At 33.1% G+C, this 16,412-nt stretch carries 18 protein-coding genes; 7 read left to right on the top strand and 11 right to left on the bottom strand.

What is annotated here, in order from left to right:
* Window positions 1-117 precede the first annotated feature (117 nt).
* Genes ssuE through AC5LWL_RS18300 form a run of 3 tightly spaced genes read left to right on the top strand, consistent with a single transcriptional unit; the run spans window position 118 to window position 1,948 of the window.
* Window positions 118-654 carry an NADPH-dependent FMN reductase gene (gene ssuE / locus AC5LWL_RS18310; RefSeq protein ID WP_493435647.1) on the top strand — a complete coding sequence of 179 codons (537 nt, stop codon included), beginning with the start codon at window positions 118-120 and terminating at the stop codon, window positions 652-654.
* Window positions 651-1,691: an LLM class flavin-dependent oxidoreductase gene (locus tag AC5LWL_RS18305; RefSeq protein ID WP_493435646.1), complete on the top strand. Its 1,041-nt coding sequence runs from the start codon at window positions 651-653 to the stop codon at window positions 1,689-1,691. Before ssuE ends, AC5LWL_RS18305 begins: the two co-directional genes overlap by 4 nt.
* On the top strand, window positions 1,688-1,948 hold the full coding sequence (locus tag AC5LWL_RS18300; protein WP_493435645.1) for a glutaredoxin family protein: 261 nt from the start codon (window positions 1,688-1,690) through the stop codon (window positions 1,946-1,948). Before AC5LWL_RS18305 ends, AC5LWL_RS18300 begins: the two co-directional genes overlap by 4 nt.
* A 748-nt stretch (window positions 1,949-2,696) precedes the next feature.
* Here AC5LWL_RS18300 and AC5LWL_RS18295 read toward each other — a convergent pair.
* From AC5LWL_RS18295 to AC5LWL_RS18250, 10 genes are all read right to left on the bottom strand, one after another.
* Entirely contained in the window at window positions 2,697-3,785 is a 1,089-nt protein-coding gene (locus AC5LWL_RS18295) for a site-specific integrase (protein WP_493435644.1), read from the bottom strand.
* Between the two features lie 77 nt (window positions 3,786-3,862).
* Complete coding sequence (locus AC5LWL_RS18290) at window positions 3,863-4,225, bottom strand: cyclic-phosphate processing receiver domain-containing protein (RefSeq protein ID WP_493435643.1); 363 nt, start codon at window positions 4,223-4,225, stop codon at window positions 3,863-3,865.
* Between the two features lie 165 nt (window positions 4,226-4,390).
* The gene (locus AC5LWL_RS18285; RefSeq protein ID WP_493435642.1) at window positions 4,391-4,807 is read right to left on the bottom strand and encodes a hypothetical protein; all 417 of its coding nucleotides are present in this window, start codon (window positions 4,805-4,807) and stop codon (window positions 4,391-4,393) included.
* Between the two features lie 154 nt (window positions 4,808-4,961).
* Window positions 4,962-6,074, bottom strand: coding sequence for a site-specific integrase (locus AC5LWL_RS18280; protein ID WP_493435641.1), 1,113 nt, complete (start codon window positions 6,072-6,074; stop codon window positions 4,962-4,964).
* 15 nt (window positions 6,075-6,089) lie between these two features.
* Complete coding sequence (locus AC5LWL_RS18275) at window positions 6,090-6,275, bottom strand: helix-turn-helix domain-containing protein (RefSeq protein WP_493435640.1); 186 nt, start codon at window positions 6,273-6,275, stop codon at window positions 6,090-6,092.
* Between the two features lie 209 nt (window positions 6,276-6,484).
* Window positions 6,485-7,954: a recombinase family protein gene (locus AC5LWL_RS18270; protein WP_493435639.1), complete on the bottom strand. Its 1,470-nt coding sequence runs from the start codon at window positions 7,952-7,954 to the stop codon at window positions 6,485-6,487.
* Entirely contained in the window at window positions 7,951-8,646 is a 696-nt protein-coding gene (locus tag AC5LWL_RS18265; RefSeq protein WP_493435638.1) for a recombinase zinc ribbon domain-containing protein, read from the bottom strand. The genes AC5LWL_RS18270 and AC5LWL_RS18265 overlap by 4 nt, the downstream gene beginning before the upstream one ends.
* A gap of 234 nt (window positions 8,647-8,880) precedes the next feature.
* Entirely contained in the window at window positions 8,881-9,363 is a 483-nt protein-coding gene (locus AC5LWL_RS18260) for a recombinase family protein (protein ID WP_493435637.1), read from the bottom strand.
* A complete protein-coding gene (locus AC5LWL_RS18255) occupies window positions 9,360-9,527 on the bottom strand; it encodes a hypothetical protein (RefSeq protein WP_493435636.1) in 168 nt (55 codons plus the stop codon). Before AC5LWL_RS18255 ends, AC5LWL_RS18260 begins: the two co-directional genes overlap by 4 nt.
* 18 nt (window positions 9,528-9,545) lie before the next feature.
* Window positions 9,546-9,815, bottom strand: a complete 270-nt coding sequence (locus AC5LWL_RS18250) for a hypothetical protein (protein WP_493435635.1) — start codon at window positions 9,813-9,815, stop codon at window positions 9,546-9,548.
* Window positions 9,816-10,241: 426 nt separating this feature from the next.
* Between AC5LWL_RS18250 and AC5LWL_RS18245 the strand changes: the two genes are divergently transcribed.
* The 4 genes from AC5LWL_RS18245 to AC5LWL_RS18230 all read left to right on the top strand — a co-directional run bounded on the left by AC5LWL_RS18245 (window position 10,242) and on the right by AC5LWL_RS18230 (window position 14,991).
* Complete coding sequence (locus AC5LWL_RS18245; RefSeq protein ID WP_493435634.1) at window positions 10,242-11,858, top strand: SNIPE associated domain-containing protein; 1,617 nt, start codon at window positions 10,242-10,244, stop codon at window positions 11,856-11,858.
* 678 nt (window positions 11,859-12,536) lie between these two features.
* Entirely contained in the window at window positions 12,537-13,451 is a 915-nt protein-coding gene (locus AC5LWL_RS18240; protein ID WP_493435633.1) for a phosphoribosyltransferase-like protein, read from the top strand.
* Window positions 13,444-13,764 carry a hypothetical protein gene (locus AC5LWL_RS18235; protein ID WP_493435632.1) on the top strand — a complete coding sequence of 107 codons (321 nt, stop codon included), beginning with the start codon at window positions 13,444-13,446 and terminating at the stop codon, window positions 13,762-13,764. Before AC5LWL_RS18240 ends, AC5LWL_RS18235 begins: the two co-directional genes overlap by 8 nt.
* Window positions 13,765-13,983: 219 nt before the next feature.
* Window positions 13,984-14,991, top strand: a complete 1,008-nt coding sequence (locus tag AC5LWL_RS18230; protein WP_493435631.1) for a retron St85 family RNA-directed DNA polymerase — start codon at window positions 13,984-13,986, stop codon at window positions 14,989-14,991.
* Between the two features lie 245 nt (window positions 14,992-15,236).
* On the opposite strand, the gene AC5LWL_RS18225 is transcribed toward AC5LWL_RS18230, so the two are convergent.
* A complete protein-coding gene (locus tag AC5LWL_RS18225; protein WP_493435630.1) occupies window positions 15,237-16,373 on the bottom strand; it encodes an IS4 family transposase in 1,137 nt (378 codons plus the stop codon).
* Window positions 16,374-16,412 lie beyond the last annotated feature (39 nt).

The raw sequence follows: 16,412 nt of genomic DNA, 5'->3' as shown, positions 1-16,412 counted from the left end.
CTTAAAGTGCAACTTTAATTTTACTGATTATACATATACCAATATTTGTTTTATTATAATCTATATTAACAACTATTCCAAGTGGTTTAGAAGGGATTATGAGAGGAGACTTTAATTTTGACAAAAATAACAATCGTATCAGGAGGAAACTCCATTTATTCTAGGTTAACTGGCGTATTAAATTACGCAAAAAAATATGTAAAAGATTATGAAGTGGAAGTCGATGTCATTCAAGTGCATCAGCTTCCAAGTGAAGCGTTAATTTCAGCGAATTTCCATGATCCGCAAATTAAGGAAGCAAATCAAAAGATTGAAGATAGCGATGGGGTTATCTTTCTTACACCAGTTTATAAAGCATCCTATACAGGAATTCTAAAAACGTATATCGATCTTCTACCGCAAAAAGGCTTAAAAGATAAAACAGTTTTACCTTTAGTGTTAGGAGGAACATTTGGTCATTTACTGGTGATTGATTATGCATTGAAACCAATCCTTTCTAATCTTGGAGCAGCAAATATTCTTTCAGGGGCTTTTATTATTGATACACAAGTAACGAAGCTTCAGGATAACAACTACCAGTTAGATGAAGCATCCCGAAATCGCTTACAAGCGGTATTAAATGATTTTATTCAATCAGTGAAGGTGAAATTATGACGATTAAGTTAAGTATTCTAGATCAGAGTCTTGTGGGAGAAAAGGAAAAAGCAGAACAAGGTTTGTTAAACACCGTTCGGCTTGCAGAAGCAGCAGATGAATTAGGTTATCACCGATTTTGGGTAGCAGAACATCATAACAGTGAAACGGTTGCTGGGTCTGCACCAGAAGCACTTATTGGCTATTTATTGGCAAAAACGAAAAAAATAAAAATTGGATCAGGCGGTATAATGCTGCAGCATTATAGTCCTTATAAGGTAGCAGAAATATTCAATGTATTATCTTCACTAGCTTCAAATAGAGTTGATTTAGGTGTTGGAAAAGCACCGGGTGGATTAAATTTTTCAACAAAAGCATTACAAGAAGATAAAACAGATAAACAAAAAAGCTTTGAAGAAAAGCTTAAGGATGTAAAACACTTTTTATCAACTGATTATAATCTTTCTGCTAGTGAGCTAAAGGCAACACCAATTCCAACGGTAAATCCAGAACTTTATCTGCTGGGAGGAAGTGTTGAAAGTGCAGAGCTTGCTGCAAAATTAGGAATTTCCTTTGTATTTGCTTTCTTTATTAATGGAGAGGAAGAAGTTTTAAAAAAGGCTAGAGCTAGATTTCAAAAGCTCTCACCTAAGAATGCTGAAACCTCCTTTATATTAGCAGCAGCCATTGCGGTTTCAGATAGAGAAGAAGAGGCACTTTCTTATATAAAACAAAAAGAAATTGTAAAAGTGACTTTATCGAACGGGAAAAGCTTAAATGTCGGCACATTTGAACAAGCCGAGAAATTAATAAGCGAAAGTGGGGAGTTAGATTATCAGATTAAAACGCAAAAAGCAGGCTATATTGCAGGAACAAAAGAAAGTGTCAGAAAAAGAATTCTTCAACTATCTGAAGAGTATGACCTAGATGAAATTATGGCTTGGACACCTATTGAAGATATGGAAACAAGAATTTATTCTTTTCAACTATTAAAAGAAGCATTTCAACCGAATAGACAGTCAGAAATAAATAAGAGAGAAGGAGTAGAAATCAGATGAGTCAAACAAAAAAAGTAGTAGTTTGGAGCAAAGTTGGATGCAGCTATTGTGAGGAAGTAAAGTCTTTTTTAAAGGACAACAAGCTAGATTATTCAACTATTGATGTAACAGAAAATGACAAATTAAGAGATGTATTAGAAGTGAAATACGGTATCCGATATGTGCCAGTCGTAGAAATCAGTGACAGCGAGCAAGAAGCATCCTATCAGGCGGTATTTAAAGTGGATCTGGAGGCATTGAAGGAAGCGCTACTATAAAAAAGCGATGATTGGATGAATTAGTGATGGGAGCGATTAAGCGAAGTAGAACAAAAGGAATAAATCGAGCTCTTTTCAGAAGAAGTGATACCTGTATTACGACGTGAAATTCCAGATGCTATTTGGACGAATAATTTAGTAGCAAATTCGCATTAAATGTGGCTTATTGTTCATCTGAATGATGCAAAAAAATATGTGGATTCTTTTGCATCATTCGCAATAGATGCAGCACGGATTAGATAAAATAGAATAAACGATTTTTCTCTCTAGACTATTAGAAAATCGAATAAAAAGAGGGAACACATCAAAAAACCGTTTAACAAACGTATGATCAATTTATTATGGTAGTAAAAGATAATCTTTTTATGCTATGATATTGTAATATAATTGGAAGTATATTAGAGAATACCACAATTCCTCCTCTATAACGATCTGATAGTTCAGCGGGAGAATACGTCCTTGACAGGGACTGGCTGGAATAATAAATATGCGGTGTTAGCTCAGCGGGAGAGCACTTGCTTTGACAGGGAAGAGGTCGTGGGTTCAAGTCCCTCACAGGTCATTAAATTAAGAAGGCTCAAATCCTTTCATATCAAGGGATTTGGGCTTTTTCTATATTTTCAGTAAATAACAAATTTCCCTGTATTTTTATACATTGCACAAAGACTGCACAGAAGCTGCACCAAACGGTTAATTTGTCTTACAGTAGCAAGGGTTCCGTTACTTCATTTTTCTTCTGTATTGTCCATTAAGTCCAGAAGCGATCATCAAACCGATCGGCTGTATTTTTTTGCATTTCTTCATTTGTATGGGAGTAAATATCCAACGTAATTCCAACTCGAGCATGTCCCAATCGTTCGCTAACTACCTTTGGATTTTCACCCATCCGCATTAAAATGGTGGCATGCGTGTGTCTTAAATTGTGAAAGGGAATGGCAGGAACGTTTGCTTTCTTCGTTAGAGCTTTAAATTTGCGAAGAAGATTTCTTGGCTCAAGATACGTTCCATTTTTGGATGGAATGACCAAGTCCCGTTCATTCTTTTTTTGTTGCTGCTTATATTTAATCAATACTTCCCGTACGGTAGCTGATAAATATACATCCCGTTCAGAATGTGAAGTTTTCACTTCTTTAACGTATAAACCCTTCGCTTTGGAACGAGATAATGATTCCTCAACATGAATGATACCGTTGATTAAATCGACATTCTGCCATCTGAGTGCTAAAATTTCCCCTCGACGCATTCCAGTAAAAATAGCCAAGAGAAAAGGAATAAGTTCGTTTTCTTGTTCACAAACTTTAAGGAAGGCTTTGGCCTCTTCAACAGTCCAAATTTGTTTTCGTTTTTTATGAACGGAAGGAGGGGAGGAATCTTTTGCTGGATTATTTTTTATTAAGCCCCATTTAACAGCTTTCTGTAATGCTTTCGATAAAAGATGGTGCATTCTTTTGACGGTAGCGTTTGCTAATCCATCGTTTAATTTTTGAGCATACAATTGATCAATGTCATATGATGTGATCTTTTTTAGAGGAGTATCCTTAAAATATGGAATGAGATGAACCCTAACGAGAATTTCACCTAATTCAAAAGAAGAAACTTGTACTTCATATTTATAGGTGTTGTGCAGCCAATTTTGAATATAATCCTTAAATAAGGTTTTCGAAGGCTCACTGTATTCTCCATTTTGTATTTCTATTTTTAACCTATTCATTTCTTCTAAAGCTTCGCGTTTTGTTTTAAAGCCGCTTCGATAAACCTGTTTTCGTTTACCTGTCCGATCATCTATCCCAGCCTCAATACGAAATGACCAAACCTTCCCAACTTTTTTAATCGACATGTAAAAACCTCCAAGTTTGAGATGGAGGTAGGGTGTGTTAAACAGTATAGCCATTTAGCGTTAGTGTAATTCATTCATTATCCAGAGTACTTATTTGGAGTAATGGAGTAATGATATATCTCAATATCATTATCTATAAAGCCTCTTCTTTGAGCTGCTTTAAGAGTATGAAACATATTTTCTCTTCCAACTCCATTATCAGTATGAAGGTAGATTTTATCAGCACGCAACCCATTTTCACAGATATATTTCACCAAATCATATCCAGTTGGCAACAAGTTTCCATCCGAATCTTCTCCTAAATCATGGTCAAGGGAAAGAATATGAATTTTATAGTTTTCAAAATAATGTATTGCTTCTTCCATGTTTCTTGCAATTGTATAGCCGTTCGGACAGTCTCTTAAATCATCGACGTATAGGTTTATCATTTTATTATTCATAGGACTAACACCTCAATCTGATTTTTTACTCAAAACCAACCTTATCAAACAAATAAAGGCCTAGCATTTCTAAAGCGTCAGTTCTGACATAGCTACATTACACACTAAAGGATACTATTAATGATAAGACAGATAAATAGCCCTAACAAACGAGATTTATCTTTTCTACTGATCTAACATATCCATAAGTTCTTGTTCAATTTCTTCTTGTGTCATATCCTCTGCTGGTTTGTATTCCCCATCTGAGTTATAATCTGCTGGATTATTAGTGGGGCCATCCTCTGGTACGTATTCACCATCAGCATTATAGTCATCAGGATTTGTAGAAGGAGCAGTTGAATCATTCTCTAGTTCTTCTTCTGTGTAGGGTGGATTATTCTCTAATTCTTCTTCTGTATAAGGTGAATCAGATTCTATGTTATTGTTAATCGTTTGAATGGAATCATCAGAAGTATTGTTATCCTCATATGTATTGGATTCAGTTTTATCCTGATTTATTGACTTGTAATCAAAAATAGCACCAATAATTACGATAGCAAGAATTGGAAAGAAAATCATTAATTTCTTTGTATGCTTCTTCAATAGGATAATCTCCCTCTCTTTTGTTAAATTTTTCTATATTATAACATATGTATCAAAGGATCTACTTACTTTTCTAATTATTTTACAAATTTAAATAGACGATTATTAAAATGGGCTATTAGTTGAAAAAGAGTAGAAAAATGCTAGGTGCATACTAACCTAGCATTTCTTCTAATTTAGCAGCAGATTCTACTTGCATGTCCAAATCGGTATGAGAGTAAATATCTAACGTAATGCCGACATTAGCATGACCAAGACGCTCACTAACAATTTTAGGGTTTATTCCTTGTTTCATGAGGAGTGTTGCATTTGTATGACGTAAGCCGTGTATTGATATTTTCTTAATGCCTGCTTTTTCAATTAATCTATCGAATGTTCTCGCTAAATTGCGTGGATGTATAGGTTTGCCATCCGCTGTAGAAACAACCAGATTGAACTGGTGGTAGGAGGTACCCATGCGCTGTTTCATTATATTTTGTTCGGATTTGTGTTGTTTCAGCAACTCTATAATGCTAGCAGGTAGAACGACTTCGCGATAAGAGTTAGAAGTTTTGGGCGTATTAAAAGTAAGTCCATGCTCTTTTGTGTAGGCAAGAGATTCTTTAATTTTTACTGTTTGTTTCTCGAAATTAATATTTTCCCATTTAAGTGCAAGGATTTCACCGCGGCGCATTCCAGTATGCAAACCCAATGAAAAAGCAACAGTCCACCGAAGTTCATCACAACTTTCTAGGAATGTTTTCGCTTCTTCTGATGTCCATATTTCTTTTTCTTTTTTAACGATAGAAGGCCCTTTTACTCGTTCTGTTGGATTCCCATTGATTAACTCCCAATCAATCGCTGTTTGAAATGCCTTGCTAAGAAGATTGCGAATGATTTTGACGGTGGCAGGTGAAAGACCGTCATTTGATTTGCTTGATAAAAATTGTTGAACGTCATAGGTTTTAATCGAACTGACTTCCTTTTTTGTAAAGGCAGGAAGTATATGATTTTCTACAATACTTTTTGCTCGTTCAAATGTTGTTGGTTGTACTTCATGCTTGTAAACTGTATTAAGCCATTTAATTATGAAGTCTTCCATTAGTTCTGATTGAGTAGGGAAATATCCTTCTTTTTTCAATTGAGCTATAAATTCAGCCTTTGCAAGTTCAGCTTCCTTCTTAGTCCGGAAACCTCCACGATATACTTGCTTTCGACTACCTGTAATAGGATGTTTACCTACATCAATTCTAAAAGTCCAATTGTTATCTATTTTTCTGACTGACATGATGTGTATTCCTCCTTAAGCGGTTTGTTTATTTGTTTGATTTTCAATCCAAGTTGCAAACTCGTGTGCCATTACTCGTTTGTTTCTGCCAATTCGTATTGTTGGGAAATCATCTCGTTCCATGATTTCATAAGCGGTTGCGCGAGAGACTTTTAGTATTTTTGCGATATCTTGTGCTGTTAAAACTTCAAAGTTATTCATAATTTAAATTCCCCTTATTGTGTTTATAGTTTCGGTTCTTTGCCTATACTAATAATGTTTTTCTGTTTTTTATCCAAATTGGTATACCAATTTAGATGAATTACCGAACAACTGCTAAGGAAAACCCCTTGTAACAAGGGGGAAGAACAGATTTATTTTTTTTAGTAATTTAGATGTTGTTAATTGTTCGGTAGTTTAACTAGCTAGGTTTATTTGTGTTCGGTACTTTGTCCTGAAGTTGGCAGTATAAAACTTTCAAAAACATTGTTTCTATAATTTATTTGAAAGGGTTTATCTGGTGAGATGAGAATTTGATCAATGAAGTACAGATTCATTAGTCTTTTTTCTGCATCCCCAAGCTGTAGTTGTAGGACTTGCTTAAAACGTTCAAAAAACAAACCAGATTCAACACCTTCCATTAGTTCTTGAACAGTATGTTGACTCCTAATGAGATCTTTTAGAATGGCAATATATTTATTGTTTAGTGTATCTATGAATTCTTGGAGTTCTCTGTCAGACTGTTCATTAGCAAACGCTATTTTGTCAATGTGTTCTTCTGTTTTTACTATATTTTCCTTTATAGATTGATCCAGCTTTAAAAGGTAGCTCATTGTGTTTGATTGAGTTTCTTCATTATTATAAAGTTGGTGAATGTGATTAAGGATTCTAGTTTGTAGCTTTTCATGTACATCATTTATATCTATTTTGTAGTTGCAATTTTTACAAACATAATACTGATAAAAGTATTTTTTCCCTTTTCTAGTTGTAGAACCGTTTTGAGTAACAAGCTTTTCATGACAATGTCTGCAAGAAAGCTTATTTAAAAAAAGAAAAGGGGTATCAAGCCTACCAAATTCATTTTGCAGTTTTATATTGTTTTCATTTAATTGCAGTAAAAAGGTATCGATTAATGGCTCGTGCCTATCAATTAATTCATGTGGCTTCTTGCTTTTTCCTTTATGGATAGTCCATACAACTTTCCCTGTATAAACAGGATTTTTAAGAATATTCTCTACTGTACTAGAGCGCCAAATACCACCTTGAGGAGCAGGGATAGAAGCATTATTTAAAATGGATGCGATCTTTCCCATAGAAGTTCCCCAGCTTTGAAGAAAGTAGATAAAGGATACGATTTCTCCTTTTTCATTTGGAACAAGCTTTTTGTTTACTTGATTGTATCCATACGGTACTTTTGCACCTGGCCGGATAATATCATCATCTCCCAAGTCAGCTAAAAGTCTTGCGACTGCACGTTCCGATTTAATTTCTGATTCTTGACGGAAAAGTAATAATGCAATTTGAGTTCTAGGATTGTTTGGATTAAAAGGTTCTGTCTCATTTGTTGTATATACTTCTACTTCAGGAAAAATTGCCTGCAATGGGCGATAAAAATCTAAAACAAATGTATAGCCAGTTCGATCCATACGAGATTCTTCGTAAAATATAACTCGAGGCACTTTTGTTTCAATCATCATATTTTTTAAACGCATCAGTTCTTTTCGTTGATTTGCACGTTTAGAAAATGCACTTGTTACGTCTTCGATTATCATAAATTCATCTGGAACGGTGAAGTTATTTCTTTGAGCATACTCTTTAATATGCGACTTCTGCAGCTCTAGACTATTATTTTCTTGTTGTTTATAAGATGATCTGCGGATATAACCAAAAGCTAAATTCATGCTAAATGCTCCCCTTTATATATAAAATCGCTTTGCATGTTTTCTAGGTAATCAAATTTACATACTTCAAAATCAATAAAGTCTTCGTAAATGAAGACGTCTTTAATAAACATGGAGTAGAGAAGTGATGGGTCTAATTTACAACGATCGTGTAGATATTTATTAACTGCATCCACTACTTCCTTGTTTTCCTCGAGCAATTGTTCCTTTTCTTCCAATTCTTTTACAAGAAGATGTTGTTCTTCCTTTAATTGAGATAGCTTTTTATATTCATCAGAGCGTTTCCAGTCGTTAGCAGTGGCAGTATTTAAGAGTAATTGTTCGGTTAGTTCCATTAATTGATGAGAAATGCTGGTATATTTTATTTCGAACTCTTTTTTTATTTGACGCAATCTAGTAATAGAATGATTAAGCAGTTTCTTAGAATCTAGGTTAGTAACAATTTCCTCTAGAGTTAATTGAATGATTTGGACAAATTCCTGAAATGGCACCGTTACTTTTTGATGCTTGTTAGAGCAACTATAAAAGGCATACTGATTTAAATTGTCCTTCCAATAATTCATTGGTTTTTGACAATATCCACAACGGGGTATAAAGATATTTTGAGTATTTAGTTGATCAATCTGTTCTCTATATTCCTCTAGATGTGAACCAAGCCTTTCTTGAAAATTAAAATATTCATTTAGTTGCAAGTAAGGTTCTACATGTGAAAGTCTATCTTCGCCTTTGTGCAAATCATACGCTGCGTAAAAAGGGTCCTTTATTATGTCAATAAGACGTTCATTTCTTGTTTTTAGTTTTTTTCGATATTCCTCAATAAGTGCTGCTAGTTGTTCCGTTGAAGCAACTTCTTTTAAGGATTGAAAGTATGCTGTAATTAATTCCTGTTTTAATGGATCTTTTCTGTATTTTTTTGTTTCTGGCTCTTATATATATCCTAATTTTCTTGGAGGATAACGTCTTCTAGTTTCTTCACTTCTACGAGCAATATTTTTTCCTTCTATATCACTAAACATGGAAAGAATTCCTTCTAGGAAAATATCGTCTGTGGAGGGAAGGTGGCCATTTCCTTCCGAAGTAAATACCAATTCAACGCTATGCTTGATTCGTATATCACTAAACCACATTCCTTCATAATGATCACGAAAAAGGCGTGTTCGATCAAAAGCATATAATGTATGAACTTTATCTTGTTTTATTAATGAAATAACCTTTTCCATTTCAGGACGTTGATTAACAGAAAGTTTATTAGCAGAAATGGCATTTTCATTTACAATGTATACTTCTTCTGGTAACAATTTTTCACGATAAGGTAAATCTGCAGCTTCTTGTGTAATAATGTCTTGGCCAGCAGTACTAACTCGTCGGAAAAATACGTGGAGTTTTTTTGTACTATAATTATTCCTCATTTCTTTTCTTTTGTTTTGGGCATTGTTTCATATAGAAGCTTTGCTTGCAGCCGATATGGTAAATGTAGCTGTTCGATAATAATTCGATTAACTAGATGATTAATCCACACATTTGTTGCGTCATTGCTTCCTTCAGCAGTTCTTATTTGTACTCGTTTTCTCATAAAAAACACCTCCTCCTATCAGCATTGACAGGGAGAGGCTATTTGTATACTTGAATCTATTACAGCATTAAATAAGTTAAAACATAGCTGTTCTACATTGTCTTCTTGTATCGACCTTTTAGCAGATTTATTTCTTCGTTTCTTTATAGTAAAGAAACGGTCTTGTTCGTCATCAAATAAATTAACTTTTGTTTGGACTGGACCTTGAGATTGCTCTCTTTTTATTAAGATACGAATCCAGCCTTTTTTTTGCCCAGGGAAATAGAGGTCATCTTTGTTTGATACCATTACGATTTCTCCTTTGTTGCTGGTAGTCTAGGAAGCTATTAAAAAGAAAAGGAGATAGAAATCCTGTTTGAGTTGTTTGTCGTAGCTTATCGATGTCTTGGACTTGGATTTTACTCATGATGCAAGCCCTCTTTGTTTCAACCGATTGATCGCTTTCTCGGTATTTGTACGGATGTTATTGGAAGGTTTTTTAATTGTTGATTTCATGATGTGCTCCTCCTAAGTTGTAGTTTGTTTCGGTAGTTCATCTACCAACAGGAAGAAACATAACCATTAGGAGGGATTATTCAAGTGGTATTTTTTTCATGTATGCTATTTTTGAGGTAATCATAATAAAAATATTATATATAGTTTCGAGGAGTTATATCTAATTTAAGATCAAAAAGATAAAATGAAATAAAATACTAGGAAATAAGGAGATTAATAATGGAGAATCAAAAATGGTATATGTCTCTCTGGTTTATTATATTGATGTTTATTTTTTGGTTTTTAATCGTTCCGTTAATTATTGGTATTATTTTATTGAAGAAATATAATAAATTACATAAGGAAAGTTTGCGGAAGGAACAAGATAGACTATCAAATTGGGAAAAAAGACTAAATGAAAAAAGTGGGAAACTAGAACAATTATCTAAAGATAAACAAAAAGAGATAAGTCTAATTGATTTAACTCAATCCATTAAATTAGTATCGAAAATAAAAGAAAAGGAAGAAGAATTACGATTAATGGAATTTAATCTTTCCGTAAGAAGAAAAGAAGTAGAAGAAGAATTGAATCAAGAGAAAGAATTCATAGATAAAAAAGCTAAACATTTAGAAGTACTAATTGCTAAAAAACAGAGGGAAATAAGCATTATTAAACTCACCGAAAGAATTAAAATGATACCAAGAATAAGAGAAAAAGAGCAAGAACTATTAAATAGAGAAAATGAGTTAAATGGTCGCATAAATGAGCTAGAACATTTAAAGCGAGAAATCAAATTCCTTCGAAAGGAAAAAATTACTTTAGAAGATGAAGTGTTATTCCAATCATTTGGATTTTATGAAGAAAAATTTTCTTTGGGGAATTCCGAAGAATACATGGAATTTTTAGACAAAGTTACAGATAAACAAAAGCAATTAGTAAAAGAGAACCGAGCAATTGATTATGATTTGATTGCTTTAGAAGAGCATGAAGTAAGTTTAGACCGTTCTAAGGTTAAACAACAAATTAAATTAGCCATTAGGGCATTTAATTCTGAATGTGATGCTTCTATTAGCAAGGTTAAGTTTTATAATGTTGAGAGTGCTGAAAAAAAGATTCGATCGTCTTTTTACATGATAAATAGTTTGAATAAAGCCAACTACTTTTCTATCGCGTATGAATATTTGCAATTAAAATTAGAAGAATTATTTTTAGTTCATGAGTATAAAGAGAGGAAACAAGAAGAAAAAGAAGAACAAAGAAGAATTAATGAACTAATAAGAGAGGAAAAAAGAGCCCAGAAAGAGCTGGAAGAAGAATTAAGCATAATCAAAAAGGAAGAACAACACTTGCTCAATGTTATTTCACAGCGTTCAACACAATTAAGTGATAAAGAGATAAACAAGTATAAAACTAGATTGGAAGAAATACAAAGACAGAAGGAGAAAGTGGATTACAGAATTAAAAATACAAGAGCAGGTTATGTATATGTAGTTTCTAATATAGGTTGTTTTGGAGAAGATGTATATAAAATTGGGATGACGAGAAGATTGGAACCGATGGATCGTATTAAGGAACTTGGAGGAGCTTCTGTACCTTTTCACTATGATGTTCACGCTATGATTTTTTCTGAAGATGCACCAGCATTGGAAGCTTCCTTACATAAAGCTTTTCATCATAGACGAGTAAATAGGATAAATGAGCGAAAGGAATTCTTTAGAGTAACCCTGTCTGATATTAAGAGGTTGGTTCATCAAAATCATAGTGCTCATATTGAATTTACCAAGTTGGCAGAAGCTAAAGAATTTAGAGAGACTCAAGTGTTGGAGAAACAATTTGCTAGGAAACATATTATTTAGTGTATTTTCAGTAGCTGATTTGTTGGATGGTTGTTTGCAGGATATACACTTTTAGGTATCGCGGGTTATTGACTATGAAAAAAATACCCACCCCTGTCTCAAGAATCAATTTAGATTCAAGGACAGAGGAGGAGGTATTTTCATAGGGGAATAAACTTTTAGTGCAAAGCTGGGAACCCGATGATGCTGCTGTTTAATACCTGAATCTCTTCAACTTGTCATTGCTTTTGACAGCGTATGCCGTTTCGCCCACATACATGATGACAAGCACCATTGGCCGTAACCAATCGAAACTCCATCCGAACCGTTGCTGCAAGAAGCCGTTCCCGCTCCTCTAAGTCTTGCAATCCGGTCTAAAAACAGCAGAAAAGACCTTGACTAATGATTGCTACGTTGATTTTCTGCATCGGCTCAACTCACCTGACCTCTTTTTTTGCGTGACTTAAGGGCATTCCCACGATTATTCCTTTAAGTAGATTTTCATGTCGACTCTACTAAACGACAGCGTTTTGACAGAGGTAGCGGCTCTGATCTAGAAAGAGTTTGCTAATGTATTAATAATAAAACCTTTTAAATTAATAATTGCAATATTATTCTCTATAAAATTAAATAATAATTACCGATTTTATCAAAATATGTTATTTTAGATAGTAGAGTTAAAGATATGAGGTGCAGAAATTGGGTGAAAAGGAATTAACTTATATTCAGAAAGTAGCATCCGAGTGTGTTGAGAGATGGGGAGTAGATAAAAAAACAGAAAACTTCAGTGGTAAACTTGGTAGATTTGTTAGTCAACTCCAAGATAATAAAGAATTAGGGGGAATTTTGATTGAGTTAGTAAAACATTACAACTATTATACTAGAAAGCAAATTGAGATGATTCTTGAAAATATTTATATGGAGATACAGGTTGGTTTAAAGCTTAATCGTAAAGAAACTATTTATTCTCGTATAGAAGATGATTCTAAAATAGATAGTTCAAATAACTTATTAGAAGAGTTTAAAATAATAAATGATATTCCAAACGCTTATAGTCATGATATAGAAAAACTAGAGATTGATAAGTTTGACTACATCACTAATGTGGTCTTTATTGACGATATTATTGGAAGTGGGAAAACGATAGAGAAATTCTTTAAGAAAAATAGGATGAAATTATCCAAAGTTAAAGTTTTTATATTCTGTATTGAGATTTTAGAAGAAGGAAAAAAATTTTTAGAAGACTATTTCATAAAAACGCAACTTGATTGTATAATTATTCCAGTGAATATACACTCTAAAGCATTTAATAATATTAATATATTTAGTACTAATAATACTGAAAAGGAACAAAAATTAAGGGGATTTGAGGAGAGTCTATTCGGTTTAGAACATAATTGTGTATTGGGATTTGAAAATAGTCAAGCTATTGTCTCGTTTTATAGAGATACTCCAAATAATACATTAGGATCTTTTTGGTATAGTGGAAAAAAATGGGAAGGGTTATTTCCTAGAAACAATGATAGACCAAATTTTATGAATAAAAGAGATAAAAGAAGTAAAAGTACAATAAAATATAATATGAAAAAAAGGGGGCTTTCTAATAATGATTGATTATAAGGAGTTATTAATTTTGAAATATTTGTATGATTATGAAGATCAATATACATTCTTAGAAATTAAAACTCTTTGTAATCTTTCTACTAAACAACTAAAAAAATGTTTAGATAGTATGAAAAATAATAGTTTTATTGTAAATGCTAATAATGCATTGAGAATTTCAGAGTCTGGAAAAACAATACTTAAAGACAAAGGCTTATTAGATGTATCTATAAATGAATTATTTGAAGATAAAGTTACTCTTAAGTTTATTGAATCACCAATTAAAATAGGAGACATCTATATTCCTAAAAATTTTAAAAATTAATAATGATATTTTCTAGAATTGAATAGCGAGTCGCTATTCGTGAAAAAAGATAACTATGTGGCTTAATTGCCATTGTTTAGAAGATCGCAAAACAATGGCAATCACCCAAAAGAAAACCACTTTTGGGTGATTAGGAAAAAGATATTCATGAGGTCAAAAACATCTTTTTCCTAATACAGTTAAAATAATGAACCAGTAGAAAATACATTGGAGAAAAAAATGGACTTATTAAAATTGGAGAAAAAAATGAAAGAAGTTGGATGTGCAGAAGAGTATATAAAAATATGTACTGCATACGCGAGAGATTTATTAAGTAATAATTTTCCTGTGATTTTTGATACAAGGCACTTAGCAAGTTTAATAGGAATAAAACCAAATGAACTATACTCGTATTATCAACTTTCAGATGCCCTTTATAAAGAAATTAAGTTAAAGAAGAAGAATGGTGGTATTAGAACTATTCATGCCCCTTCTGAGAATTTAAAGTATATTCAAAAGTGGATTTTGGAGAATATACTATATATTAAACCTTGTTTAGATGTCGCAAATGGTTTTATAAGAGAAAAGTCTATAGTTGATAATGCAAAGCGCCATGTTGGAAAACCTTGTGTTATTAATCTTGATATTAAGGATTTTTTTCCTACAATAAAGTATTTAGATGTATATCAATTATTTAAGGGATTTGGTTATACTAAACACTTAGCAATGATTTTTACCGGCTTATGTATTTATGAAAATTCATTACCACAGGGAGCGCCATCTAGTCCATATATTTCTAATTTAATTTGTGTGAAACTTGATGAAAAATTGTTGAATTTAGCAATGAGGATAGGAGCTTCGTATACTAGATATGCTGACGATATAACTTTTTCTGGAGAGAAGTCAATTACTAAATATATCAAGTTGATTAAAGATATAATTGTTAGTGAAGGGTTTATGGTAAATGAGAAGAAGGTCAGAGTACAGTATCAATATCATAAACAAATGGTTACAGGCATTGTAGTAAACGAAAGATTAAGTGTACCTAAGGATACTAAAAAATATTTGCGTCAACAAATTTATTATTCAAAAAAATATGGAGTACATAATAATTTAGAGAGACAAAAAGTGACTAAGTCTAATTATAAAGATCATTTATATGGTGTTGCATATTTTATTAAAATGATTGAACCTCAGGCTGGTCAATCTTTTTTAGAACAGTTACATACAATTGATTGGGAAGGCTAAATAAAAGCATTCTTCAGCGTTATTAAGATTGAAAAATTACATTTTTAGTCAGGGGATTTTTAACAATATTAGGTTTAAATTTTTTTACAACGTCTATAGTATTAGATTTCTTTTTAAGTATTACTCTATTGTTCTACAAATATAGTAATATAGCTAATAAATAATTTAATTAATCTAAATAGAGGAAGAGTTAAAGATGAAAAAGTCGTTTTTTAAAAACTTTATAAAAGTATCATGAGTGTTGATTATCCAAAATTAGACAGACTTATCCCTTGAGTTTCCCTGTAGTTTTTCAAAACAACTGCTATTTCAGAACGCCAGTCTATAGGCAGACTGTCTTCAAGCCATTGTCTTTGAAACGAGGCAAACGATATTTTTTTGAATATTCGCCCTTTTAATGTCTTTGAATAGAGCCATTTTAATAGGACATAAGCGATTAATGTAGCGAAAAGCTGATTAAAAACGGCATTTTTCGTTGTGCCAAATAAAACAGGAACATTTAAGTTCTGTTTGATCCATCGGAAGAACGTTTCAATTCTCCATCTTGCTTTATACATATCGGCGATGGCTTCTGGTGCAACATTCATGAGATTGGTGACAACTCGTATTTCCTTGCCATGATCATCTTGAAAAAAGACGACCCGATGACGTTCCTTTGAACGGGATTGCTTTGTGCCTAGCTTACAGGTGATATCACGTGTAACAGATGATCCAGCTTTCGCAAGACGTTTTAAAGCATGTGGCCTGAAAATCTCCACATTTTCTTTCATACGAATCACAAACTTTTGATGCTCTTTCGTAAACTGGTCAATTCTTTTGATCTTAAAATAAGCTCGATCTTCCACTAGGATAAAACGTCTATCAACCAATTGTTCACCAATTGGCCCGTCATGGACAAGCCCGGTCGTTTCAACGACTTGAAGAGGCATTTCAGTGAGTGGGGAATAGCTAACATGCAATTTGATGCCTGCGCGTTCCCCATGATAAAGCGCCCAAGGCAGACGTGACTTCCCCACAGTAATCGTAGTGGAGTCTACTAGAAGAAGCTCCTTTGAAAGATTTAATGCTCTTCGTGTCATTCGATTACATTTAGAAACGATTAAATCAAAGAGTTTTTTCATTATATGATAGTCCATGTGACTAGCTTTCTTTGAGAGAGTGGAATGGTCAATTTGTGGCAATCCATATTGTACACCTACATCTGCACAATGACGGTAACTTTTAAATTCATTCATTGAAGCGCAGACTAAGTACTTGATCAACGTTAGCATATCCAGTTTACGAGCCGTGTCTATATAACCAATAGCTGTTTGAATGGATGTGAGTTCTTCTTCTAAAACAATTTTTTGAAGTAAATTCGGGAATATGGTATTCTTCTTCATAGGGACACCTTTTCTTGAGTTTGTTTTCTGCAAATTACA

The organism is Niallia sp. WK069_GA_01, from assembly GCF_983173855.1.
Note: the sequence above shows the minus strand (reverse complement) of the source record. Positions and strands in the feature narration are given on the sequence as shown.